At 64.4% G+C, this 24,540-nt stretch carries 18 protein-coding genes and 1 tRNA gene; 7 read left to right on the top strand and 12 right to left on the bottom strand.

The genetic code is table 11. The features are described 5' to 3' along the window. Positions 1-75 precede the first annotated feature (75 nt). The 3 genes from ABFE16_14375 (at position 76) to ABFE16_14365 (ending at position 4,862) form a co-directional block, all read left to right on the top strand. On the top strand, positions 76-1,665 hold the full coding sequence (locus ABFE16_14375) for an arylsulfatase (protein MEN6346482.1): 1,590 nt from the start codon (positions 76-78) through the stop codon (positions 1,663-1,665). Positions 1,666-1,717: 52 nt separating this feature from the next. Continuing rightward, positions 1,718-3,643: a sulfatase gene (locus tag ABFE16_14370; GenBank protein MEN6346481.1), complete on the top strand. Its 1,926-nt coding sequence runs from the start codon at positions 1,718-1,720 to the stop codon at positions 3,641-3,643. Positions 3,644-3,725: 82 nt separating this feature from the next. Next, on the top strand, positions 3,726-4,862 hold the full coding sequence (locus tag ABFE16_14365; GenBank protein MEN6346480.1) for a uroporphyrinogen decarboxylase family protein: 1,137 nt from the start codon (positions 3,726-3,728) through the stop codon (positions 4,860-4,862). Positions 4,863-4,948: 86 nt separating this feature from the next. On the opposite strand, the gene ABFE16_14360 is transcribed toward ABFE16_14365, so the two are convergent. The 3 genes from ABFE16_14360 to ABFE16_14350 form a co-directional block, all read right to left on the bottom strand. Next, positions 4,949-5,968, bottom strand: a complete 1,020-nt coding sequence (locus ABFE16_14360) for a substrate-binding domain-containing protein (GenBank protein MEN6346479.1) — start codon at positions 5,966-5,968, stop codon at positions 4,949-4,951. Between the two features lie 131 nt (positions 5,969-6,099). Further along, positions 6,100-7,149: a glycoside hydrolase family 172 protein gene (locus tag ABFE16_14355; protein ID MEN6346478.1), complete on the bottom strand. Its 1,050-nt coding sequence runs from the start codon at positions 7,147-7,149 to the stop codon at positions 6,100-6,102. Between the two features lie 100 nt (positions 7,150-7,249). Then, positions 7,250-8,266, bottom strand: a complete 1,017-nt coding sequence (locus ABFE16_14350; protein MEN6346477.1) for a uroporphyrinogen decarboxylase family protein — start codon at positions 8,264-8,266, stop codon at positions 7,250-7,252. A 143-nt stretch (positions 8,267-8,409) separates the two neighbouring features. On the opposite strand from ABFE16_14350, the gene ABFE16_14345 reads away from it, so the two are divergent. From ABFE16_14345 to ABFE16_14330, 4 genes are all read left to right on the top strand, one after another. Further along, positions 8,410-8,483, top strand: a tRNA-Gln gene (locus tag ABFE16_14345). A gap of 125 nt (positions 8,484-8,608) precedes the next feature. Then, on the top strand, positions 8,609-9,628 hold the full coding sequence (gene rbsC, locus ABFE16_14340) for a ribose ABC transporter permease (GenBank protein ID MEN6346476.1): 1,020 nt from the start codon (positions 8,609-8,611) through the stop codon (positions 9,626-9,628). A 45-nt stretch (positions 9,629-9,673) separates the two neighbouring features. Beyond that, positions 9,674-10,687: a membrane dipeptidase gene (locus tag ABFE16_14335; protein ID MEN6346475.1), complete on the top strand. Its 1,014-nt coding sequence runs from the start codon at positions 9,674-9,676 to the stop codon at positions 10,685-10,687. Positions 10,688-10,692: 5 nt separating this feature from the next. After that, positions 10,693-12,252, top strand: coding sequence for a DUF5010 domain-containing protein (locus tag ABFE16_14330; GenBank protein ID MEN6346474.1), 1,560 nt, complete (start codon positions 10,693-10,695; stop codon positions 12,250-12,252). Between the two features lie 84 nt (positions 12,253-12,336). Here the strand turns inward: ABFE16_14330 and gatA are convergent, their stop codons facing one another. The 9 genes from gatA to ABFE16_14285 all read right to left on the bottom strand — a co-directional run bounded on the left by gatA (position 12,337) and on the right by ABFE16_14285 (position 23,995). Continuing rightward, positions 12,337-13,767 carry an Asp-tRNA(Asn)/Glu-tRNA(Gln) amidotransferase subunit GatA gene (gene gatA / locus ABFE16_14325; protein ID MEN6346473.1) on the bottom strand — a complete coding sequence of 477 codons (1,431 nt, stop codon included), beginning with the start codon at positions 13,765-13,767 and terminating at the stop codon, positions 12,337-12,339. A gap of 60 nt (positions 13,768-13,827) precedes the next feature. Next, positions 13,828-14,121, bottom strand: a complete 294-nt coding sequence (gene gatC, locus ABFE16_14320; GenBank protein ID MEN6346472.1) for an Asp-tRNA(Asn)/Glu-tRNA(Gln) amidotransferase subunit GatC — start codon at positions 14,119-14,121, stop codon at positions 13,828-13,830. A 63-nt stretch (positions 14,122-14,184) separates the two neighbouring features. Next, positions 14,185-15,774: a response regulator gene (locus tag ABFE16_14315; protein ID MEN6346471.1), complete on the bottom strand. Its 1,590-nt coding sequence runs from the start codon at positions 15,772-15,774 to the stop codon at positions 14,185-14,187. 110 nt (positions 15,775-15,884) lie between these two features. Then, the gene (locus ABFE16_14310; protein ID MEN6346470.1) at positions 15,885-16,913 is read right to left on the bottom strand and encodes an NAD(P)-dependent oxidoreductase; all 1,029 of its coding nucleotides are present in this window, start codon (positions 16,911-16,913) and stop codon (positions 15,885-15,887) included. Between the two features lie 130 nt (positions 16,914-17,043). Next, positions 17,044-18,816 (bottom strand): NADH-quinone oxidoreductase subunit NuoF, encoded by a 1,773-nt coding sequence (gene nuoF, locus ABFE16_14305; protein MEN6346469.1) that lies wholly within the window; start codon positions 18,814-18,816, stop codon positions 17,044-17,046. 146 nt (positions 18,817-18,962) lie between these two features. Further along, a complete protein-coding gene (locus ABFE16_14300; protein ID MEN6346468.1) occupies positions 18,963-19,367 on the bottom strand; it encodes a response regulator in 405 nt (134 codons plus the stop codon). A gap of 164 nt (positions 19,368-19,531) precedes the next feature. Then, positions 19,532-21,550 (bottom strand): cache domain-containing protein, encoded by a 2,019-nt coding sequence (locus ABFE16_14295; protein ID MEN6346467.1) that lies wholly within the window; start codon positions 21,548-21,550, stop codon positions 19,532-19,534. Positions 21,551-21,686: 136 nt separating this feature from the next. Beyond that, complete coding sequence (locus ABFE16_14290) at positions 21,687-22,223, bottom strand: NAD(P)H-dependent oxidoreductase subunit E (GenBank protein MEN6346466.1); 537 nt, start codon at positions 22,221-22,223, stop codon at positions 21,687-21,689. Next, positions 22,223-23,995 carry an NADH-dependent [FeFe] hydrogenase, group A6 gene (locus ABFE16_14285; protein ID MEN6346465.1) on the bottom strand — a complete coding sequence of 591 codons (1,773 nt, stop codon included), beginning with the start codon at positions 23,993-23,995 and terminating at the stop codon, positions 22,223-22,225. Before ABFE16_14285 ends, ABFE16_14290 begins: the two co-directional genes overlap by 1 nt. Between the last annotated feature and the right edge of the window lie 545 nt (positions 23,996-24,540).

Genomic DNA, 24,540 nt, shown 5'->3' with positions numbered 1-24,540 from the left:
TCCCTGGAAGGGATACGGTTGTGAACCGTCGAAGAGGAGCTCCGTTGGGCAAGCTGTCGGAGGGAGGAAGGGACCATGACCCGTCGGCATTTCCTCAGCTCCACCGGACTGGGCGTTGCCGGGCTCCTCGGAAGCACCGGGCTTCTGCCGGACTTCGCACAGGCCGCTGCGGGTAGCAGGAAGCCGCCCAATATCGTCCTCATCATGGCCGATGACATGGGGTTCTCCGACATCGGCTGTTACGGCTCTGAGATTTCCACACCCAACCTGGATTCCCTTGCCGCAAAAGGCGTGCGCTTCACCCAGTTCTACAGCTATGCCCGTTGCTGTCCGACCCGGGCGTCGCTGCTCACCGGCCTGCACCCTCACCAGGCAGGCGTCGGTCACATGGTGGGCGACTACAAGGTTCCGGGCTACCGGGGCTTTCTCAATGATCGCTGCGTGACCCTTGCCGAGGTACTGCGGGAGGCGGGCTACCACACGCTCATGAGCGGGAAGTGGCATGTGGGTGAGCAGCGTCCGCACTGGCCCGTGGACCGGGGCTTCGAGCGTTACTTCGGCCTGATCAGCGGGGCCTCCAACTACTTCCGACTCGAGACGGGCCGCACCTTTGCGCGGGATGACCAGCCGTATACCCCTGACAGTTCCGGCTTCTACATCACCGACGCTTTCGGTGAGGCAGCCTGCCAGTATGTGCAGGAGTACGCGGCGAAGGAAAACCCGTTCTTCCTGTACCTGGCCTTCACGTCGCCGCACTGGCCGCTGCACGCCTGGCCCGAGGACATCGCGCGGTACCGCGGCAAGTACCTGTGCGGCTGGGATGAGCTGCGGGAGCGTCGTTACCGGCGGCAGATTGAGATGGGGCTGGTCGACGCGAAGTGGCCGCTGACACCTCGGGATGAGCAGGCTCCGCCCTGGGCTGAGGTGGCGGACAAGGAAGAGCGCGACCTGCGCATGGCCATCTACGCCGCCCAGATCGACCGGATGGACTACAACATCGGGAGGGTCATGGCGCAGGTCCGGTCAGCCGGCGTGGAGGAGGACACCCTGGTGATGTTCCTCGCCGACAACGGCGGCTGTGCGGAGAGGATCGAGCGCGGCGAGAAGGGCGCTGTGACGGGCACGGCCGACTCCTATGTTAGCTACGGCCTGCCCTGGGCCAATGCCAGCAACACGCCTTTCCGGTTGTACAAGCACTGGGTGCATGAAGGCGGGATCTCGTCGCCCTTCATCGCCTACTGGCCGTCCGTGATCCGCAACCACGGCGGCATCCTCCGCAACCAGTTCGGTCACCTGGTGGACGTGATGGCTACCTGCGTCGATGTCAGCGGCGCGGAGTACCCGACGACCTACAAGGGCAAGCCGATTCAGCCCATGGAGGGTCGCAGCCTGACCCACCTCCTGCGCGGCCAGCAGCGTGAGCGACCGCTGCATGACGTGATGTGCTGGGAGCATGAAGGCAACAAGGCCGTGCGCAAGGGTCGGTGGAAACTGGTGTCGCGGTATCCGGCGAGGTGGGAGCTGTATGACATGGCGGAGGACCGGACCGAGATGCGCGACCTTGCAGACCGCTGCCCGGAGAAGGTGCGGGAGATGGTCGGCGACTACGAGGACTGGGCTCGACGGTGCAAGGTCATCCCGTGGCAGGACCTGAAGCGGTCGTGAGGCCGAGGGAGACCTGAGGCATGGTCAGTCTGCTAACCGGAGGGATCACCTGATGCCTGGACATGAGCTTTCGCGCCGCCGGTTTCTCGAGACGCTGGGAATCAGTGCCGCAGGGCTTGCCGGGGCGAGTCTGTTGGGCTCGCAGAGCAGTGCAGAGGCCGCCGCTAAGCCCCCAAACTTCGTGTTCATCCTGATCGACGACATGGGCTGGGTGGACTGCGGCTGCTTCGGCAACCGCTTCCATGAGACCCCGAACATCGACCGTCTGGCAAGCCAGGGCGTTCGGTTCACCCAGGCCTACGCTGCGGCACCACTGTGCTCGGCCACTCGTGCCAGCATCATGACCGGCAAGTACCCGGCCCGACTGCACATCACCGGGGCCTTCGTCTACCCGCAGGGCTTCGCTCCTCAGGAGGCGGCACCGGCGACCACTGCGAACCCATGGAACAAGCTGGCGATTCCAAGGGGGCCCAACTACCTCGCGCTGGAGGAGATCACCCTTCCCGAGGAGCTCAAGCGTGCCGGGTACACGACGGCGCACTTCGGGAAGTGGCACCTCGGGCCGGAGCCCTACTACCCCGAGAAGCAGGGCTTCGACTCCAACTTCGCCGGCGGGCACTACCCCTCGCCCCCAAGCTACTTCTACCCGTACCGGATTGCCAACGTGACGACCGGCACCGAGGGCGAGTACCTGACGGACCGCCTCGCCGAGGAGGCCTGCAAGTTCCTTGAGGCTCACCGAGACGGGCCCTTCTTCCTGTACCTGGCCAACTACGCGGTGCACATGCCGCTCCAGGCCAAACAGGACATGATCGCGCACTACGAGGCCAAGGACGCCGCCGAGAAGGAGAAGCACAACGCCACCTATGCGGCGATGGTGCAGAGCGTGGATGAGGGTGTCGGGCGCGTGATGGCCAAGCTCGACGAACTGGGGCTCAGCGACAACACCATCGTCCTCTTCATGTCCGACAACGGCGGGCTCACCAGGACCAAGTATACGGAAGGCGACCGCGTGACCTCGAACGCTCCGCTTCGGGACGGGAAGGCCACGCTGTGGGAAGGCGGCATTCGCGAGCCGATGATCGTGCGCTGGCCGGGCGTGGTGAAACCCGGGACGACCTGCGACACGCCGGTGTGCAGCGTCGACTTCTGCCCGACGATCCTCGAGATGGCCGGGGCCAGGCCGTCGAACAGTCACGTGATGGACGGCGAGAGCATCGTGCCGGTGCTGAAGCAGACCGGGGCACCGCAGCGCGATGCGCTGTTCTGGTACTTCCCGCACTACGTACTTCCGAATCCGGCCGGGTCGGCCGAGCAGTTCCATGTGTCCCCCTGTGCGGCGATGCGTCAGGGCGACTACAAGCTCATCAAGTTCTTCGAGGGACGGCTTGAGCTCTACAATCTGCGCGAGGACCTCAGCGAGACGACGAACCTCGCGGAGAAGATGCCACAGAAGGCCGCGGAGATGTCCCGGCGGATCGACGACTGGCTGACTTCGGTCGGCGCACAGCGGGTGATCCCGAACCCCAAGTACAACCCGAACTTCCGCGTCGCCGGATGGACGGCCTCGGCTGATGCGCAACTGGCCCTCGCGCAAGGGGTCATGACGATGAAGTCGACCGGCGACGACCCCTTCATGATGAGCCCACCCGTGACCGGCGTGGAAGGCCCGGTGACGGCACACCTGCGGGTGAAGTTGGCGACGCGCGGCCAGGGGCAGTTCTTCTGGCGGAACCCGAGTCCGGCCAACTTCGAGCGCGCCAGGTGCGTGTTCTTTGACTTGGTGCATGACGGTCAGTGGCATGAGTACGTGCTTCCGCTGGACGCGAAGGGGAGGATCGACCAAGTGCGGTTTGACCCCGGCAGCGGCCCCGGCGACGTCGAGATCGACTGGATCCGTCTCTACGCCGGGAAGCTCACGCCGGAGGGGATCACCCCACAGACCCGACCGGTGGCTGCGTGGGAGTTTGACGACTAACGGGAGAAGGGTGTAGCCTGGCGATGGTGACCAAGCGCCTAACACTGACGCTGCAACTACGAAGCCCTGAGGAGACCGGAGTATGTCCGCCACGATGACCGGGCGTGAGCGCATCCTGTGTACGATTCGGCATGGGGAGCTCGACCGAGTACCCATCTCGCCACGCTATCACGCGTGGATGCAGGCGGTCCATGGTCAGCAGAGTCTCGAAGGGCAAATGGAGCTTCTGCCGGACGTCGACTTCATGCACGTTCTCGGCAACGGCACGTCGAACTACCTCGTGAGCTTCCCTGAGGAGTACCGGCTTCCGGAGGTATCTGTCGACCAGAGGCGGTATGCAGACGGCGACTATGCAGTGGTGGAGCGGACCTTCCACACACCGGCGGGATCGCTCTCGGACCGGATCAAGATCCCGCCCGCGGGGAGAGAGTACGGAGTCTCGCCGAACCCGATCCGGACGGAGCATTTGGTGAAGGGCCCCGAGGATCTGTCGGCGCTCCGGTACCTGCTGCCTGCGGTGAACACCAACTTCGACTTCCTGCGCCAGGCGAAAGAGACGCTGGGCGATCGTGGCGTGGCGCTGATCAACATTCAGAGCGCGCTGGACCACCATGCCGGAGACGCGCGAGGCATGGAGGACCTGATGGTAGACTACTACGAGGACCGGCCCTTCTTCGACGCGATCCTGCGGATGTACCACGAGCGGAGCCTGCAGGAAGAGAAAGCAGCTCTGGAGGGCGGGGCGGAGTTCATCTTCGGGAGCTGGTACTTCAACTCGCTGTCGGCGGGGTGGTCGCCGGCGATCTTCGCCGAGGTGTTCGTGCCGCAGATTCGGGAGGCCGTGGAGCTTGCGCACAGCTACGGGGCCTACTACGACTACTACGACGACGGCAAGCTGAGGCAAAGCATGGAGATGATTGCGGACACGGGAGTCGACGTGCTGGAGACCTGCACGCCGCCGCCGGTCGGCGACTTTGACCTTGCGAGGGCAAAGTCGCGCATCGGAGACAAGACGACGCTGAAGGGCTACGTAGACCTGCTGTATGTGATCAAGCACGGCACGACGGAGCTGGTGGAGCGCACCGTACGAGAAGCGATGGAGATCGCCAAGCCGGGTGGCGGCTTCATCATCGGCAGCTCGGACAGCTTCCGTGAAGGCACCCCAAAGGAAAACCTCGTTACCTATTTTGAGGCCTGCAAGCGCTACGGCAAGTACTGAGCGGCCCTGTCTCCGTCGCACCCGCACAGAAGCAACGTGCCCGGCACAAGGCCGGGCACGGTTCGTTTCTGGTGGGGCACGTCGGGCTACTGCTTCGGAGCTTCCCTGGACAGCTTGGCTTTGTCGAGGATGTCGACCTCGATGGGAATCTGCTTGGGGACCTTCTCACCGCGCAGGTACTTGTCGATGGTCTCGATGGTGGTCAGCCCCATCTTGACGGGGAACTGCACGACGTCGGCTTTGAGCTGGGTCCCCTTGACGATCTTCTCCCGGGCTTCCGGAGTGGCATCGTAGCCGACGATGACGATCTTCTCGGCACCCTTGGTCGCCTCACAGGCGGCGAGGGCACCCAGGGCGGAGTCGTCGTTGATGCCGAAGATGCCGCGCAACTGCGGGAACTCAATGAGCTTGTTGGCCGCGACGTCACGAGCCTTCGAGCGCTGTCCCTCAGCGGGTGGCTTCTCGACCAGCTCGATCTTCGGGTACTTCTTGAGGGCTTCCTCGAAGCCCGCTACCCGGTCCTGAACCGAGGTGACGGCCGGATGGTCGATCACGATGATCTGGCCCTGACCCCCAAGGGCCTGGGCGAGGTACTCCCCGGCCTTGCGCCCGCCCTGCTTGTTGTCGGAGGCGATGTGGCAGACGACGTCGCCCTCCTGGGCAGCGATGTCGGCGGTGAAGACGGGGATCCCCGCTGCGTTGGCCTTTTTGATCGGCCCGCCGACGCTGGCCGAATCGGCCGGGCAGACAACGATGGCAGCGACCTTCTGGACGATGAAGTTGTCGATCTGCTTCTCCTGGTCGGAGGCCTTGAACTCGGCTGAATCGACGGCGAGCTTGTACCCGAGCTTGTCGGCCGCCTCCTGCAGGCCCTTCTCAAGGTCCTGATAGAACACGTGCGTTTTGGTCAGCAGCGTAACACCGACGACCTTTCCCCCGCCGGTCGGTGCGGCGATGTTCTCGCCCCCGCCCGGCAGGTTCTCGGTCGGCATGGGTTGCTCCGCCTGCGGAGTCTCGGAGGACGGCTCCTTGACCTTCTGGCAACCAGTTACGACTACGAGCGCCAAGAGCAAAAGCACAGCTCCGATGACCAACGGCCTCTTCATCTTCCTGGTCCCTCCTGGGGACAGTGGTCGCACGCACGAATCAGTCTTTCGTCACGACTGAACACCTTCCTGCACAGACCAAGGCCGAAGACCCCTTCTGAGTCGCCCGGCAGTGCCCTGGAACAGGTCCTCTAGCGACTCCAGCGGTCCCGTGCCTCCGGGATCTGCGGGAAGGCAGCATGGGGCTCCATCTGGTACCAGTAGCCGGTTGAGCACACGTCATCCGTGAGGGGCTGGAACTTGTGGTTCGGCCACCAGCCCAACTCCTGGATGGTGACTCGCAGGTCTTGATCGAAGCGGATCGGGTCCATGATGTGCCACCGGTAGAGCCCGTGCTTGGGCACCTTGGCCTCCTCACGCTGCCAGAGCGGATAGCCCAGGAAAGCGGTGGAGAAGGTGTCCCCGAAGCACCAGGCGCCGCCGAAGTAGTCCTCGGTGCCGGTGCCGCAGATGGTGGGGCTATCGGTGTCGCCATCAATGAAGAACTTGATCTCGCCCTCTCCCCACCAACCGTCGGAGAGCTGCGTCCAGGCAAGGTAGGTCCCGACATACTGGCCCTTGCCGTTGACGCCGTCGAGGATGACGTGTTCAGGGCACTCGCGGGTGCCCATCGACCGCCGCCACTGGGCATGGAGGTACGCAGCCTCAGCGGGCACCTCGGTTTCGGCGTAGTCGATCTGGTAGAAGAAGCCGCCGATCTCTTCCCAACGCTGGTTCTCGACGGTGATGCGTGCGCCCTCTCGGAAGGGCAACGGCCAGTAGCTGTTGAAGCCACCGGAGGGGTTGACGGCGATCGGCAGGGAGTTCACCTTCGTCCGCAGGTTGTGGCCGCAACAGAAGAAGTCGCCCAGCGGGACCTCGACGGAGGGAGAGTCCTCGCCGTCCCAGTACATGCGCAGGAGGCAGTCACGGTAAGCGTTTGGGCTCACCGTGATCCAGATATGCTGGATGATCCCGGGGCCCTCGATGTCGGCCAGGGCGAGGGTCTCCCCCGCCCTTAGGGTCATGCAGGGCCGGACCTTCCACCCTTGCCCGAGCCAACCAGCCGCACCGCCTTCGGGTACGGCCTTGGCCCCGGCGCCTTTGCGACCCTGGGGGTTTTCGGCTGAGATCGAACGGGTTCGGGCATCGGCGAGGAAGGGTACGCCACCAAGGCCGAACTGGAGGGGATAGGGGTTCATGAGGGCAAGTCCTTTCCTTGGGGATGTGCGCGGGCAGTTCGCGTAGACCGGCCGGAATCCTCCGCGGGTGTGGCTTGCGGCCCAAGGGGTCTCGGCCCGATCAGGCCAGGGCGGCCGCAATCGCCTCGAGGGACCGACTCCCGACCGAGGCAGGGATGTTCTCGGTAACGCCGATCACGAAGCCCGCGGTATCGCCGGCCTGCTCGACGAGGTCTCGGGTGACCCGGGTGATCTCCTCCGTCGAGCACAGGTGCACGGAAGAGGGGAAGTTCAGCCACAGGGACTTGCCCGGCCAGCGCTCCCGCGCGTCGCGAACCGAGAAGTTGCCGTCCGGCGGCGGGGTGAAGGCTTCGATCACCGGCAGGTCGGTCTGCCCGATGCAGTCGGCGATCTGCCGCAGCATCCCATCCATGTGACAGCAGGGCAGCTTCCCCGCCGGCAGGAGGGCATCGCAGACCTCGCGGTAGTAGGGCAGCAGGTACTTGCGGAAGATCGGCGGACCGGTCATCTCACCCGTGAGGTTGTCGGGGACCCATACGAGCTGCGCAGGACACTGCGCCGTGACCCGCAGTATCTCTCGCGACTGGTCGAAGAGGGCCTCCAGCACGGCCTCGACGGCCTGTGGGTAGTCGACCAGGTCGCAGGCGAGGCGCTCCATGCCGGTGTACTCGATCCAGAGCCGCTGGAAGGGAGTGCGGTTCATCCAGCCAAGGGCCACTCCCCTATCGCCGAACTCGGCGAGGAGCTTGCGCAGGGGCTCCGGGTCGCTCACGATCTGGGTGTGGCGAAGGACTTGCTCGAGGATGGCGTAGTCCTCGGGGGACTTGACCCAGTGCTCGCGGGTCCAGGAGCTGCCGTAGCCCGTCTCGGTGCGGGCTACTTTGGTCAGGTCGCCCCAGGGGGTGTGCATGGTAGTCTCGCGCACGCCGGGGCCCAGGTCGCGCGAGGAGTAGCTGACCTCCGGCGTCTCGGCGCGAAAGGCGGGTGCACTGGCGACAAGAGCCATACCGTCGATGCTCTCCGCCCCGGCCGGGAGCAGGCCCTTGTAGCAGGTGAACAGGATGCGGCCGGTCTTGTGGCCATGCAGGGCGGAAAGGACCTCGTCGCGCAGGGACATGGTGTCGGCCTCCACAGATGGGCGCTGCAAAGAGGGTAAGTTGGCCTGTTGAGGGGCCGATTCCTGCGTGGTGGAGCAGCGTGCAGGATGGAGGCATTTCGCGCTTGACAGCTCGGCGGGGGCACGCTATATTGTAAGTCCGTTGCCGGGTGGTGTAATGGTAACACAGCTGACTCTGGATCAGCCATTCAAGGTTCGAGTCCTTGCCCGGCAGCCAACCCAAGACTTCCTCTGCAGCGACCCTCCGAAGGGGTCGCTGTTTCGTTTCCCCCTGGCCCCTGGAAGGTCTGCGCGGCTCGCGGCGCGAATCGTCGTGCAACACTTCCGCAGAAAGCCCCTGGAATGAAGGCTTCGCTTAGCCGTCTGGCACAGGATGCACCGCGTCTGTTCTTCCGCTACGGCACCGTGGTGGGGCTCCTTGCGCTGTGCGTGTTCTTCGCGGTGCTGACGCCGGAGCACACCTTCATCTCGCGGCTGAACATCATCAACCTCGCCAACCAGATCGCCGTGAACTGCATCCTGGCGGTCGGGATGACCTTCGTCATCATCTCCGCCGGCATCGACCTGTCGGTGGGATCGGTGCTGGCGCTGTGCGGCGTGCTGTGCGCCTATGTCATCAGGCGCGGGCTGTACCTGGTGGCCTTCGGCTACAAGCTCACACTGATCCCGCTGCTGGACAGCCCGGTCGCGATGGTGGTCTTCGGAGCGCTGGCGGCCCTGGCCATCGGCGCAGCACTTGGCGCGATCAGTGGACGGCTGATTGCGCGGTTTGCGCTGCCACCCTTCATCGCCACGCTGGCTGTGATGCTGGTAGCTCGGGGCAGCGCCTTCGTGGCCTGCGGCGGGCGACCGATCGGTGAGCTGCCGGAGGCCTTCACCATCATCGGCGTTGCGCCTCGGATGCTGGTTCCGATTCCCATCTACATCATGGCCGGCGTCGTGGTGCTGGCGTGGCTGCTGCTGATGCGCACCTCCTTCGGGCGTGCGGTGTTCGCGATTGGCGGCAATGAGAGCGCGGCGTGGCTCTCCGGCATCCCCGTGGCGCGGGTCAAGGTGCTCATCTACGCGATCAGCGGGCTCATGGCCGGCCTGGCGGCGATCATCCAGGCGGCCAAGCTGATGTCGGGCGACCCTAAGGAAGGCCAGATGTTTGAACTGGACGCCATCGCCGCGGTGGTCGTCGGCGGCACGAGCCTGATGGGGGGTCGCGGGAGCATCACGGGCACGGTCGTCGGTGCGCTGATCATCGGCGTCATGAACAACGGCCTCTCGCATATGCATGTGGACCAGTACTGGCAGTGGATTGTGAAGGGCCTCGTGATCCTGGGGGCCGTCCTGCTGGACAAGTTCAACGAAAGATAGGGCAGTCAGCGGTCTGCGAAGTAACCAACGAAGGAGCACAGACTCATGAGTTTGGACTGGGAAGTCCTGCAGAAGCAAGCCACCATCATCGACGGACACAACGACAGTCTCGAGCGGCGTCTGGGCAAAGGTGACGCGCTGGACCTCGCCCCGGCAGCCCCACGGTATCACGTGGACTTGCCGCGTCTGCAGCAAGCCGGCGTGACCGCGCTATTCTCGTACTGTGGGAGCACAGACCTGCCGAGGGCCTTGCGGCTGATCGAGGCCACCCACCGGATGGTGGCGGCACACCCGGGCGAGTTCTCGCTGATCGACAGTGCAGAAGACATCAAGGCGGCCAAGGTCGTCGGGAAGGTCGGAGTGGTGCTGCAACTCGAGAGCCTGTCTTGCTGCCTGGGACAGGTGCCGGTGCTGCAGGCACTGTATCGGCTCGGTGTCCGTGTCGGCAACCTGACCCACGGTGAGGCGCCCGAACATGGCTGCCAGGGAGAAGCGAGTCTGTTCGACTACTGCACGGCGGAGGACCGCGAGCGGATGCGGCGTGACATGGCCGGGCTGATGGACTTCGGGCGGGCGGCCATCGCCGAGATGAACGAACTGGGAATGGTAGTGGACCTGGCTCACTCCAACGACAAGACCTTCTTTGAGGCGCTGGAGCTGAGCAAGACGCCGCCGATCTTCTCGCACGGCGGCGTGTTCAGCATCTCACCGCACAGTCGAGGGCTCACCGATGACCAGATTCGGGCCCTGGCTGAGCGCGGAGGCGTGCACGGTGTGGCCTGCTACGCCAAGTTCATCCATCAGGAGCACCCAGACGTGGCGACGCTGGTGGACCAGATCGAGCACAGCATCGACCTCGTAGGCCCCGATCACGTCGGCATCGGTGCGGACTACGACGGCCTGGGCGACGAGGGAATCGCGATTCCGGCGCACGTGGGCAATCTGGGTGAGATCGCCCGGGAAATGGTCAGGCGAAACTGGGACGAGACGACGGTTCTGAAGGTTCTTGGCGGCAACTTCCTGCGTGTGCTACGCAGCGTGCTGACTACGGAGGGCTGATCGGAATGCGAAGGCATCTGCTGCCGGCGGTTTGTGGGGTGATGGTGATGGCGGGTTCGGTATGGGCCCAGGAGGCAGGAGGGTTCACGGAGTCGGCGGCGCCGGGGAAGTCAATCAGCCTGACCGCCGATGACCTGAAGGCCGTGGAGAGCTACAAGGCTGGTCAGCCGGTGATCGGTACCTACCTGTTCTACTGGTATGACGTCTACTCCGGCGCGCATGTCAACTACGGTGACGGCGGAGACGCCTGCACCACCCATCCGGCAAGCTGGGACGACTACAGCTACTACTCGACGCGCTGGTGGCAGGAGCAGCTTCAGGACATCAGCGCCGCTGGGATCGACTTCGCTGCGCCCGTCTACTGGGGTGCGCCGGATGGTATGGAGAGCTGGTCCTTCGCGGGGCTGCCGAACCTCGTCAGGGCCTGCGACTACCTGCGCCGACTTGGTGAGAAGTGCCCCAAGATTGGGCTGTTCTACGACACCAGCACGCTGAGCCACAACAAGTCGGGACGGAAGGTCGACCTGTCAACTCCCGACGGCAAGGCGTGGTTTTACTGCACGGTGCGCGACTTCTTCAGCTACATCCCGCCACGACTGTGGGCGGCCATCGACGGTCGGCCCATCATCCTGCTGTACTCACCGGGCTTCGCTGCGAAGCAGGACCCGGAGCTGTTCCCCTATGTGCGTGAGCGCTTCGAGAAGGACTTTGGGGTGAACCCGTACATCATCAAGCAGACCGCCTGGGAGGGCGAGGCCGACAACACCTGCAACTGGGGCGGTGCCCTGGGTCTGTCACTGGCGGGCTGCGCGGCCCTGGGTCCGGGGTATGACCACTCCGCCGTCCGCGGACGGCAGCCCCTGGTGAAGGAGCGCGAGAACGGCGCCTTCTACTCGCGGAACTGGGAGATGCTGCTGAGGCTGAACCCGGTCCGGCGTCCCTGGCTGGCGATGGTGGAGACCTGGAACGAGTTCCACGAGGGCACCGACGTGGCGAACTCCCGGGAGACCGGCCGCCAGTACATCGACCTGACCCGGAAGTATGCCGACGCCTTCCACAACAACGAGCGTCTGAAGGTGGCGCTGGAGCCCTACGGCGCGGCTACCTTGATCTCCAGCACCTTTGGTGAGGGTGGCAAGGACGGAGGTATCCAGGTGCCCTCCAGCGGCGACGGGATCAGTGTGCCGATCGTGCTGCGTGGGCGGCCCTGTGTGCAGACCGCAACCAATCCCTATGGGGCGAAGTACCTGTACTTCCGGCTGGATGACAGCTTCGCCTTCGACCTTGACCCACAGCCCCTCACCATCTCGGTCGAGTACCGGGATGCGGGGTGTGAGGCCTTCGAGCTCCAGTATGACTCGCAGGACCCGGCGGGTTCGGTTCGTGAAGGCGCCTTCAAGCCCGGCGGGAAGGTGACCCTCGGCAACACGGAGGAGTGGAAGACGGCGACCTTCCAGATCGAGGACGCCAAGTTCGCCAACCGGAGCAACGGGGCGGACTTCCGGCTCAGCGTGCTGGGGACAGGCGATCTGGCAGTGGCACGGTGCGAGGTCAAGAAGGGTTAGTCAGCAAGGGCGGGGTGGATTCGAGACATGCAAAAGGGGCGACTGAAACAGTCGCCCCTTTTTGGTGCGTGGTGATGCGGGAAGTTAGCGGCTCTGCTCACAGGCGTAGCCGACGCGAAGGATCTTGTCCTCGGTGAAGGGTGCGCCCATGATCTGCATCCCGATCGGGAGATGGTCCTGGTAGCCGCAGGGCACGCTCATGGCGCCGATACCGGCGATGTTCACCGGGATGGTGCAGATGTCGGCCAGCTTGAGGGCCATCTGGTCGAACTCGCCGAAGCCCCAGGCAACACAGGGCGACGTCGGCGAGATGAGGACATCGAACTTCTCGAAGGCGGCGTCGAAGTCACGCTTGATGAGAGTGCGGACCTGCAGCGCCTTCTTGTAGTAGGCATCGTAGTAGCCTGCGCTGAGGGCGTAGGTGCCCAGCATAATTCGCAGGCGGACTTCCTCGCCGAAGCTCTCACCACGGGTCTTGGCGAAGAGGTCGTGGATGTCGTCGACGTCCTCGACGGTGCGAAGACCATAGCGGACGCCGTCGTAGCGGGCCAGGTTCGAGGAGCACTCTGCCGGAGCGATGATGTAGTAGACGGGCAGCGAGTAGTCGATGTTGGGCAGGCTGACTTCCTCGCACTCCATCCCGGCGGCCTGGAGCTTGTCGACGGTCTTGAGGACGGCTTCCTTGACAGGCTGGTGGATGCCCTCGCCGTAGACGAGCTCCTTGATGACACCCGCCTTCATGCCCTTGACGCCCTGGTCGAGAGAGGCGACATAGTCAGGCGGCTCGAAGGTGGCGCAGGTGGAGTCGAGGGGATCGGGGCCGGCAAGGACCTGCATGAGCATCGCGCAGTCGCGCACGTCCTTGCACAGCGGGCCGACCTGGTCGAGGGAGGAAGCGTAGGCGATGACGCCATAGCGTGAGACTCGGCCATAGGTGGGCTTGAGGCCGACGATTCCACACAGAGACGCCGGCTGGCGGATGGAGCCACCGGTGTCGGTTCCGAGAGCGCAGAAGGCCTCACCGGCTGCAACGCAGGCGGCACTGCCACCCGAAGAACCGCCGGGGACCTTGCCAAGGTCGAGAGGGTTGCGGGTGACCTGGACAGCCGAGTTCTCGGTGGAGGAGCCCATGGCGAACTCGTCCATGTTGGTCTTGCCGATCATGGGCATCCCGGCAGCATCGCAGCGGGCCCAGGTCGTGGCGTCATAGGGCGGAACAAAGGGCTCCAGGATCTTGGAGCAGCAGGTGGTCGGGACGCCGTTGGTGCAGAAGAGGTCCTTCACGCCGATGGGAATGCCGGCGAGAGGCCCCAGCGGCTGGCCTGCAGCCCGCAGCTCGTCGATGGTGGCCGCCTTCTTCTCAGCGGCTTCGCGAGTGAGGCAAACGAAGGCCTTCACGTCGTCCTCGACTTCGGCGATCCGCGCGTAGCAGGCCGCAACGACGTCGCGAGCGCTAAGCTCCTTGGCCTGAAGCTTCTCAGATAGCTGGCAAACGGTCAGGTCGGTGAGAGACACAGAACAAGCCACCTTCGGAACCGGTATGGGGTGAGGGTCGGACGGGCGTGCGGGTCGCCGCTAGTCCTCCACGATACGGGGGACGCGGAAGAACTCGTCGACGCCGTCGGGCGCATTGGCGACGACCTGCTCAACGGGGAGAGACGGCCGGGCCTTATCCTCACGGTAGACGTTCAGCATCGGAATGGCATGCGAGGTGATGGGCACGTCGGTGGTGTCGATTTCGGCCAGCGTGCGGAAGTACTCCAGGATGCGATTGAGCTCCTTGCCGACGCGGGCGAGCTCTTCCTCACTGAGGGCCAGATGTGCCAAACGCGCGACGTGCTTGACCTCGTCCATGGAGATCTCGGGCATGGTACGACTCCTTTACAGGGGGCAAGAGGGACGGCGGTATTGTAGCAACGGCCCTTTTTAGCGTCAAGGAAGGGCGGCCGGTGCTGCGCCGACCTCTTCTGGAGCTTCGGCGTCGGCCTCGAACTGGGAGGGCAGCCAGACGGTGAAGGTGGAGCCCTCACGGAGCTTGGACTGCGCCTCGACTCGGCCGTGGTAGAAGTCCACGATGCGCTTGACGATGCTCAGGCCCAGGCCGGTGCCGGTCACGTAGGAAGTCTCGGGGCGCTTCTCGCGGAAGAACTCGGAGAAGAGCCGCTTGACGCCATCCTCGCTGATGCCGACGCCGGTATCGGCGACACTAACGGTTACGTAAGGGCCGGAGACGCTGCCGGTGACCGTCACCTTTCCCCCATCGCGGTTGTACTTGATGGCATTGCTGACCAGGTTATTGAAGAGGCGGACAAGCTCCTCCTTGTCGGCCTCAACCCCGGGCAGGTCAGGCGGAAGGGCGCTGGAGAGCTCGATCTGGCGCTGCTGGGCAAGTGGCCGCATGAGCTCCAGGACCTCGCCGATGATCTCGCCCAGGTTCTGGCGGCTGATCTCACGGCGGACAGTGCCCGCTTCCATGCGCGCCACATCGAGGAGGTCATTGACCAGGTCCAGGAGGGCCTTGAGGCGCTCGTTGGACCGCCGCAGCATCTCCTGCTGCTTCTCGGGCTCTTTGACGAGCCCCTCCATCATGACGGAAAGGTAGCCGCCCACTGCCGCCAGTGGCGCCCGCAGCTCGTGGGCGACCATGTTGACGAACTGTGCCTTCACCTGCTCGACGCGCTTCAGTTGCGAGATATCGCGCAGGACGGTGACGTCGCCGAGGAACCGGCCGGACTTCTCGTCGATGACCGGTGCAACGTCGGCGAGGACCCATCCGGTCTGCGGGGGTGTACCGAGTTGGATCTCGCGACTGAGACGTTTGTGGCCGGCAGCGGCCTCGGAGATCATCTCGAACAGCTCTGCCGGCTCGAGGACGTCTCCCAGCTTCTGGACGGTACGGGTCGGAGTAAGGTGAGGCAGGACACGCAAGGCACCCGGGTTGTACAGCACCAGTTGGCCCTCGGAATTGCAGACCAGGACAGCGTCGGCCATGCAGTTGATAATGGTGCGCAGGCGACTCTGCTCGGTGGCCAGCTCCAGCATGCGCATTTGGCGCTCGGCCTGGAGGCGGTTGCGCTCACGTATGAGGTGAGCGCGTTCCAGGGCTTTGTTGGCGACGCGAATCAGCTCGTCCGGAGTGAAGGGCTTGGTAAGGAAATCGTAGGCGCCCCGCTTGGTGGCCTCGATAGCCGTCTCAAGGGTGGCATAGGCGGTGATGACAACGCAGACGGTCTCCGGCGCACGCTCTGCCACGGCGCGGAGGAACTCCAGCCCGCCCATACCGGGCATCTTGAGGTCGACGAAGACCAGATCGGTATCCGGGTGTGCGGCGAGGACCTCCAGCCCCTGCTCGGCCGTCTCAGCGGTGAAGACATCGTGCTTCTCAGCGCCGAGAACGCGCTGACAGCCCTTGCGGATCCCGATCTCATCGTCGATCACGAGGACCTTGTGGAAGCCAGGCTGATGCGGCCTCCGCTCTTCTGCGGTAGGTTGCTGGCTACCGGTTGTCGCTTCGTCTACCATGGCCGCCCTCCGGGCGAGATCGCCAACCATTGGGACGGGACACTGGGCGTCGGGACGATCCTGGGAAGCGCCAGAGTGTCGGCCTCTCAGCCCAGGAAGTGATGGGAAGATCAGGCTTTGACCAGGTTGATCGGCCGGCCCTGGAGGAAGGCGCCGATGTTGTCGATGGTCGTCAGCAGGATCCGCTGCAGGGCCTCGCGGCTATAGAAGCCGATGTGGCCCGTGACGATGCAGCGCGGATGGTGCATGAGCTGGTAGCCCTCGACCGCAAGCCGCAAGTCATCGACGGAGGCCTTGTCGCTGTGCAGCAGGACATGGTCCTCGTTGAAGACCTCCTCACCCTCGAGGACATCAAGGGCTGCGCCGGCAATCCTGCCGTCGTTCAGTGCCTGCAGGAGAGCCACACTGTCCACGACCCCGCCGCGGGAGGTGTTGACCAGGATCGCACTGGGCTTCATCAGGGCGAACTTCTCGGCGTCGATCATGCGTCGTGTCGCCGGAAGCAGCGGCAGGTGAAGGCTGACCACGTCGGACTGCTTGAGCAGGTCCTCCAGAGAGGTGTACTCGAAGCCAAGCACCTCGGCCAGCAAGCCCTGGGGACGCGCATCGAAGGCCAGCACCCGCATGTTCATGGCCCGTCCCATGCGAATGACGTGGAGGCCGATGCGTCCGGCACCGACGACACCAAGAGTCTTGCCGTAGAGGTCGAAGCCGACCAGGCCCTCGATGGACAGGTCTCCGCGCTTCACGCGGTCGACGGCGGGATAGAGGTTGCGCGAGAGAGCCAGGATGAGGCCCAGAGTGTGCTCGGCAACGGTGTTCTCGCCATACTGGGGGACGTTGCAGACGGTGATCCCCCGCGACGTGCAGGTGGCAAGGTCGATATGGTCCACGCCGGTTGAGCGCGTGGAGACGAGCTTCAGGTCTGGGCAGTCGTCCAGCACGGCCTGATCCACTCGGGAACGGATGAAGCAGGAGAGGACCGTCAGGTCGGCACGGTCGGCGGCTGGAAGGTCCGCGACGGTACCCTCAAGGAAGATCGGATCGCAACCCCAGGCGATGCTCTGCTCTTCGACGAAGGCACGCTCCCACGGCTTGATCTCGACGAAGGCGACCCTGGGCTTGGGTTCGCCAGGCATAGAGGAGCCCCTCCCAACGGGTGGCCGACAGGGTCTGAGCGTCTACCGGGTCCGGCAAGCAACAAAGAACAACGGGGCGAGTCAGCGCCTCGCCCCGTTGGTAAGCATCATCGACGTCCTCGGGCCGGAGCTACTCACGCACCACAGCGCTGAAGCGGCAAGCCTGGTGGCACTGGCCGCAGCGGATGCAGCGGTCCTGGTCAATGACGTGGGGCTGTCGCGGCTCACCAAGGATACATTGTACCGGACAGGACCGTTTGCACAACCCGCAACCGACACATTTCTCGGCGTCGATCGCGAAGCTCACCAGACTGCGGCAGCGGTGAGCCGGGCAGCGCTTCTCCACGATGTGGGCCTCATACTCGTCGCGGAAGTGCCGCAGCGTGCTGAGGACCGGGTTCGGGGAGGTCTGGCCGAGACCGCACAGGGCAGCGCGGGAGCAGACCTTGCCGAGGCGCTCAAGGCGCAGGATATCGTCCGGTTCGCCCTGTCCGTGGGTGATGCGCGTCAGCACCTCAAGCATGCGGGTCGTGCCCTCGCGGCACGGCGTGCACTTTCCGCAGCTCTCGTCATGGGTGAAGGTGAGGAAGAACTTGGCGATGTCTACCATGCAGTTGGTGTCATCCATGACGATGAGACCGCCCGAGCCCATGATCGAGCCGGCTGCACGCAGGGATTCGTAGTCGATGGGAGTGTCAAGGTACTGGGACGGGAGGCAGCCGCCGGAGGGTCCGCCGGTCTGTGCGGCCTTGAAGCCCTTGCCGCCGTGAATGCCGCCGCCGATGCCGAAGATGATGTCACGCAGGGTGACGCCCATGGCGACTTCGACGAGGCCGGTGTTCTCGACGTTGCCGGCCAGGGCAAAGACCTTGGTGCCCTTGGAGGTCTCGGTGCCGATGGAGGAATACCACTCAGCTCCGAGCTCAAGGATGGCGCCGACGCTGGCGAGCGTCTCGACGTTGTTGATGACGGTCGGCTTGCCCCACAGACCGCTCTGCGCGGGGAAGGGCGGCCGAGGTCGAGGCATGCCGCGCTTGCCTTCGATGGAGGCCAGCAGGGCAGTCTCTTCGCCGCACACGAAGGCACCGGCACCAAGGCGGAGCTCCAGGTCGAAGCTGAAGTCGGAGCCAAGGATGTTCTTGCCGAGCAGGCCCTTCGCGCGCGCCTGGTCGATAGCGATCTCAAGGCGCTTGATGGCCAGCGGGTACTCGGCGCGGACGTAGATGTAACCGGCGTTGGAGCCGATGGCGTAGGCCGCGATGGCCATGGCCTCGAGCACCGCATGGGGATCACCCTCAAGGGTGCTGCGGTCCATGAAGGCACCGGGGTCGCCCTCGTCGGCATTGCAGATGACGAACTTCTGGTCACCGACGGCCTTGCGGGTGAAGTCCCACTTCACGCCGGTCGGGAACCCGGCGCCACCACGGCCACGCAGGCCGGAGGCCTTCATGGTGTCGATGACGTCCTCGGGGGTCATCTCGTCGAGGGCCTTGGCCAAGCCTGCGTAGGCACCGAGGGCGAGACAGTCGTCGATGTTCTCGGGGTCCACACGACCGACATTGCGCAGGGCGATGCGGGTCTGGCGGCTGAAGAACTCGAGGTGACTGTAGTCGCGCTGGAACCGGTTGATGCGCTCGGCCCCATCATAGGGTTTGGGCTGACCGGGTTCGGCCTCCTGGCTCTCAATGAGCCAGTCAGCGACGGCCTCGCCCTTGACGAGATCGCGCTGAGCGATCTCCTTGGCCATGTCCGGAGTGACCTTGACGTACATCCGGGGCTGTTGGGCGGGACGGCGGATCTCCAGGAGTGGCTCGAGGCTGCAGCGGCCGACGCAACCGACGCGGCAGATCTCGATGTCACCGGCGATACCGGCGGACTCCACGGCCTCTTCGAGGGCGGCCATGACATCCAGGGCGCCCGCGGCGTTTGCGCAAGTCGCGATGCCGATCAGGACTTGCGTTTTGTCGGGCGTCGCCTTGACACTCGGCTTCGCCTCCGCGACCAGATTAGCCAACGCTTCTGCAGTCTTCATTCGTGGTGCGCCTCACTTCATTTCTGCTGCCCGAGGATGTCGGCCACTTTGCGTGCCAGCACCACGGGGTCCACAGGCTTGTTGACGAATTCCACGACCTTAAGCCACTCAGGCTTGGAGCCGTCCCGGTCGATGCGGAAGCCGGTTTCGGTTGTGACGCCGGACACCATGATGATGGGGGTCTGCTGGGTCTCTTCGTGAGACCGGATGGCCTCGACGGCAGAGAAACCGGCATAGAGCCGCTCCATCATGAGGTCCATGATGATGAGATCGGGGAGGTCCTTCTGGGCTATCTCCACGCCCTGGCGGGAATCAGTGGCGGTGAGCACCTGGAAACCGGCAGCTTCCAGGGCCACCTTGTTGGCTTCGATGAAGTCTACGTCGTCGTCCACCATCAGGACTTTCTTACGCTCGTCGCTCATGTCAGGTCACTCCAGAGATCGGGTGCTGATCGGAAATGTTGGACCGGTACGACTAAGGGTGACCGTAGCCAACCGCCCAGGGCACTTGCCGGCGGAGCCGGGCAGAGGACGGCCTGAGACAGTGGGCGCACCGGGGACATCGCGCGCACGGTGCGTCACACCTGCTAACCGATGGTTTCGTCAAGTTGCTCTTCTTCGCCCAGGACAACATCGGGGCGGGGCAGTCGGAAGACGAAGTCAATCCACTGTCCGGCCTCGCTCTCAGCGCGGATGTCACCGCCATGCTTGCGGACGATCTCGCGGGTGATGAACAGGCCGAGACCCGTTCCCCGCTCCTGCTCGCCTGGTGGCTGCAGGCGTGAGAACTTGCGGAAGAGCTCGTCTGCCTGGTCGGCCGCAACGCCCTGGCCCTCGTTCCAGACATGCAGCTCAGCCCATCCGTTGACGCGCTCACCCCACACCCGCACAAGGCCGTTCTCTCGGCCGTACTTGGCTGCATTGCTGAGAAGATTCTCGTACACGATCTGCAGCAAGGAGGGGTCGGCCTGGACGACAAGGTCCTCGGGCAGTGCCACCTCAAGCTGCATCTGCTTCTCGTCGAACCGTGCCTTGAGCTCGCGCAGCACCGGCCGCACGACATCCACCTCGACTTGCACCGGGCGGACCCGGACCTCCAGATCGCCCTTCTCAAGGCGGGAGAGGTTGAGGTAGTTGAGGATCATCTCCTCCGTGCGGTTAACAGCGACCACCACGTCATCCAGGGCCTCACGCTGATCCGGCTCGAGCTCGCCCACGTAGCCGTCGCGCACTGCCAGGAGGTTGATCTTCATGGCAGCGACCTGATTCTTCAGCTCGTGGGTGATAAACTCCAGGGTGTCAAGGTAGTTCTGGTTCCAGCGCTTGAGCTCATCGGCGGTCTCCGCAAGGTCCTGATGGCTGCGCCGGAGCTCTTCGTCGCGTTGCTGTAGTGAAGCTGCCATAGCATTGAAGGCGACAGTTAGTTTCTTCAGCTCGTCATGGTCGGCCCTTGCAGGCTCGGGCAGCCGATGCTCAAGGTTGCCGCGGGCGATCTGGACCGCGGCCCCCGTCAGTTCATCCAGGGGTCGCGCCAACCGACCTGCAAGCCAGGTCCCGACCACAAAGGCCGCAATCAAAGCGATGGCCGTGCAGAGCAGGAAGAACCCCATCGCCCGGCTGCGCATGTCGTCGTAGCGGTCCTTGAGGACGCCCACATACAGGATGCCGATGACGCTGTTGCGCGTGTCACGAAGGGGCTCGTAGGCCGAGACGTACCAGTTGCCGACCACATAGGCCGGCCCGACCCAGGTCTCACCGCGTCCCAGGACCTTATCGTTGACCTCGGCGGAAACGCGCGTGCCGATGGCTCTCTCGCCCGTGGGACCGGCGACATTGGTCGCGATGCGCACGTCGCGCAGGAAAATGGTCACCGTGCCCAGGTTCTTGTGGTCATACGTAGACATGGTGAAGACGTTGTCCCGTATGTAGTCCACAAGCTCGTAGTTGCGTGTGAGCAGCACTGCCGCCCGCACGGCTCCCACAACACGTCCCGGGGGCCTGATGATGGGCGCAGCCGCCTGGATGACCAAGGCTTCGCGCAACTCGTTGAGTCCGCCGGGCTTGGCGCGCTCGGTTTCCACGACCTTCACGTAGGCCTGGGAGGCCAGCTCGGCGCTCTCGGCGCTAAGCTGCCTGCCCGACATCGTGGTGAAGGCCCAGGAGGCACGTCCCTCCCGAAGGGCCGCACCGACGACGACGTCGCCAAGGATGTTAAGGCCCCGGGCGTTGCCGCGTGCGGTGGCCGTAACCGTCCCGTCGGCGTCGACGACGTGCAGCAGGTCGAGCCCACACTTCTCGCGCAGCTTCTCAAGGTACTCAGAGGCAACGCCGTTGGCATACAGGTCAGGCTGTCGTGCGGCCCAGTCGGCCAGGATGCTCGCGGTCCGCTCTGCTTCGTCGGCCCGCTGCTGCAGGGTCGAGCGCGCAGTCTTGAGGCCAACCTCGACCCGCCGCTGGGCCTCCCCGATCGCCATGTCGGTGATCACGAAGCTCCCGGCCACGATGGTCAGAGCACCACCCACCACAGTGACGGCGAGGAAGCAGATCAGCAGCTTCGTTCGCAGTGGCAGGTCCCTCGACTTCGACAACTGAGGGGCGGCGCTCATGCCGCACCTCCAGAGGGGCGTCGGGGTCCCATACGGCCCGCCAGAGACGAGTTACAGTCTCCCGGGGATCCCCGTTAGGTTGGTGAGCCGGTGCAGCGTCCTTGGCCGCGACCTGACGGGTATCGTCCGCCGTACGCTATTCGGCCGCTTTGTCGGCCTCGCCCCGCGCCTGTGCCATGTAGTGAGCGATGATATCGGCAACCTGCTCGCGCGTGACACGGGCATGGACTCGGTCGTTGACCATGACGACGGGAGCCTGCCCGCAGGCTCCGAGGCAGCGGGCCTCGGCCATTGTGAACAGACCGTCGGGCGTTGACTCGCCGGGCTGGACGTTAAGCTGTCGGCAGAACTCGTCCAGAATGCCCTGGCTGCCGCGGACATAGCAGGCGGTGCCAAGGCACACACTTACGGTGAAGGTGCCCTTCGGCGTAAGGGAGTAGTAGGAGTAGAAGCTGGCCACGCCCGACACGTAGACTGCCGGCACACCCAGGGACTGGGAGACGTGGTTGATGGCCTTCTCCGGGACGTAACCGAACAGGTCCTGCACGTAGTGCAGCACGGGCATGAGAGCGCTCTGAACGTGCTCAGGGTTGCGCTGCTTCTGTTCGGCGATGTACTCGTCGAGTTTCGCCCACCACTCGGGGGACTCAAGCATATCGCGCTGGTACGGCATTAAACCTGCGCCTCCTGCGGCCGAACGCCAAGCGGCAGCCGCGCATAGTAATGGGTGTGCAGCAACTCGTGGGACTTATGGCCAAGCGGCGCACCCAGGTATTCGTCGTACAGCTTCTGGATGTCCGGGTTTTGGTGCGATCGGCGGATGGTGCGGTCGGTGTCCAGGTCATAGAGGGACTTGGCCCGCAGGCGAAGGAGTTCTTCGTCGAGCGGCACGGAGTTAGCGCCGGCATAGGGCTGTCCGCCACCGCCGACGCAGCCACCGGGGCAGCCCATGACTTCGATCCAGTGGAACTCCTCACCCTTGCGCATGCGGTCGAGGATCTTGTTGGCGCTGCCGAGGCCGTTGGCGATGGCGACATGCAGCTTGGTGCCGTCGAAGTCGACCCAAGCCTCGCGAGCGCCGTCGGTGCCACGCGTCTCGTAGAAGTTGATGGCGTCGTCCGGGAGCTCTTTGCCCAGGGCCAGGAAGTAGGCGGAGCGCAGGGCGGCTTCGGTGACGCCACCGGTTGCCCCGAAGATGGCTGCGGCGCCAGTGGACGCGCCCAAGGGGGAGTCGGCCTCTTCGGGAGCGAGGTTGGCGAAGTCGATGCCGAAGTATTTCATCAGCCAGGCCAGCTCACGAGTGGTGCAGACCGCGTCGACAGAGGGCATGTCGGGGCTCATCCACAGCTCGGGCCGGGTGGCTTCGAACTTCTTGCAGGTGCAGCACATGAAAGCGACGGAGTAGATCTTCGCCGGGTCGATGCCCATCTTCTCGGCCCAGTAGCTCTTGACCACGGCGCCCTGCATGCTCATGGGCGACTTCGCGCTGGACAGGTACTGCATCATGTCCGGGTGGAAGGTCTCGCAGTACTTGATCCAGGTCGGGCAGCAGGAGGTGATGTTGGGGAGCCTGCCGGCCTTGAGCTTCTCGACGAACTCGGCGCCCTCTTCCATGATGGTGAGGTCGGCGCTGAACTGGGTGTCGAAGACGTAGTCAATGCCCATGCGGCGCTGAGCGGCGAAGAGCTCGCCTTCCCAGGCCTTGCCGGGCTGCATCCCGAAGCATTCGCCGATGGCGGCACGGACCGAGGGAGCCATCTGGCTGACCACGATGGTCTCGGGGTCTTCGAGGGCCTTGAGGAAGCCCTGGGTCGCGTCCTTCTCAAGGAAGGCAGCCGTCGGGCAGACATTGACGCACTGGCCGCAGCCGGTGCAGACGCTGTCGATGAAGGCCTTGTCATGGGCGGGCATGACGACGGTGTTGAACCCGCGCTCGACCTGGCCGAGAGCCGCGACTTCCTGGACCTCGCCGCACATGCGGACGCAACGACCGCACTGCACGCACTTCTCGGGGTCGCGGATGACCGCGGGGCCGGTGTTGTCTTTCGGATAGTGCTTGCGCTCGCCCTCGAAGAAACGCTCGCGGATACCCATGGAACTGGCGAGCCGCTGCAGTTCGCAGTTACCGTCCCGCTCGCAGGTGTTGCAGTCCATGGGGTGGTTGTCGAGGAGGAGCTCTACGATGTCGCGGCGGAGCTGAAGGACTTCGGGGGTGTGGGTTCGGACGACCATGCCGTTCGTAGCGGGAGAGCAGCAGGCGGCCGGAAGCGTACGCGCACCCTCGACATCGACAATGCAGATCCGACAGGCGCCCTGGATGGACAGGCGGGGGTGATGACACAGACGGGGGATCCTGATGCCCGCCTGGTCAGCAGCCTCCATGATTGTGTAGCCCTGGGGCACGGTCACCTGGATGCCGTCAATCGTCAGTGTTATCTCCGACATTCTCATTCACCTGTTCTGAGCCGACTACTTTGTGAAATGAAGTACATACTTACAGTTGGACACAATAGAAGGCTGGCCGGAAACCCCGGGCCAGCCCTCACAGCGACCCAAAAACGCCCTACCGCGGCACGCCCATGTGAATTCGGGCACAAGATTAACCGCCATTAGACGCCCGACCCGGCTGTGGCAACGCCAGCCCGTCCACACGACAACGGCTGGCCCCTAGCGGTATGAGCCAGCCCGGCAGACGCGTGCAGGTGAACTGGGATTTCAACGTCGGGCGACGGTTATCATGGCATAAACCCAAGAGCCTGTCAACCCCTTCAAGAAGCCGGTTTCCGGCCCACTTTTCTGCCGGAAGGCAGGGCGGTATCTCACCGCCTTGCCCCACTGCGCACGCACGGACAAGGGGAAGGAAAGGGAAGCGAGACAGGGTGAGGTGCGGGAAGTATTCCTCTCCAGGAGCGCGCAAGGACTAGGCTCAAGAAGTGGGCCCAAAGGTCCGAGAATTCAATCAGACCCGACCATAGTTGGTAACCAGGGCG

It is taken from the genome of Armatimonadia bacterium, from assembly GCA_039679385.1.
Taxonomy (GTDB): Bacteria; Armatimonadota; Zipacnadia; order Zipacnadales; family JABUFB01; genus JAJFTQ01.
This window is presented reverse-complemented; position numbering and strand designations above follow the sequence as displayed.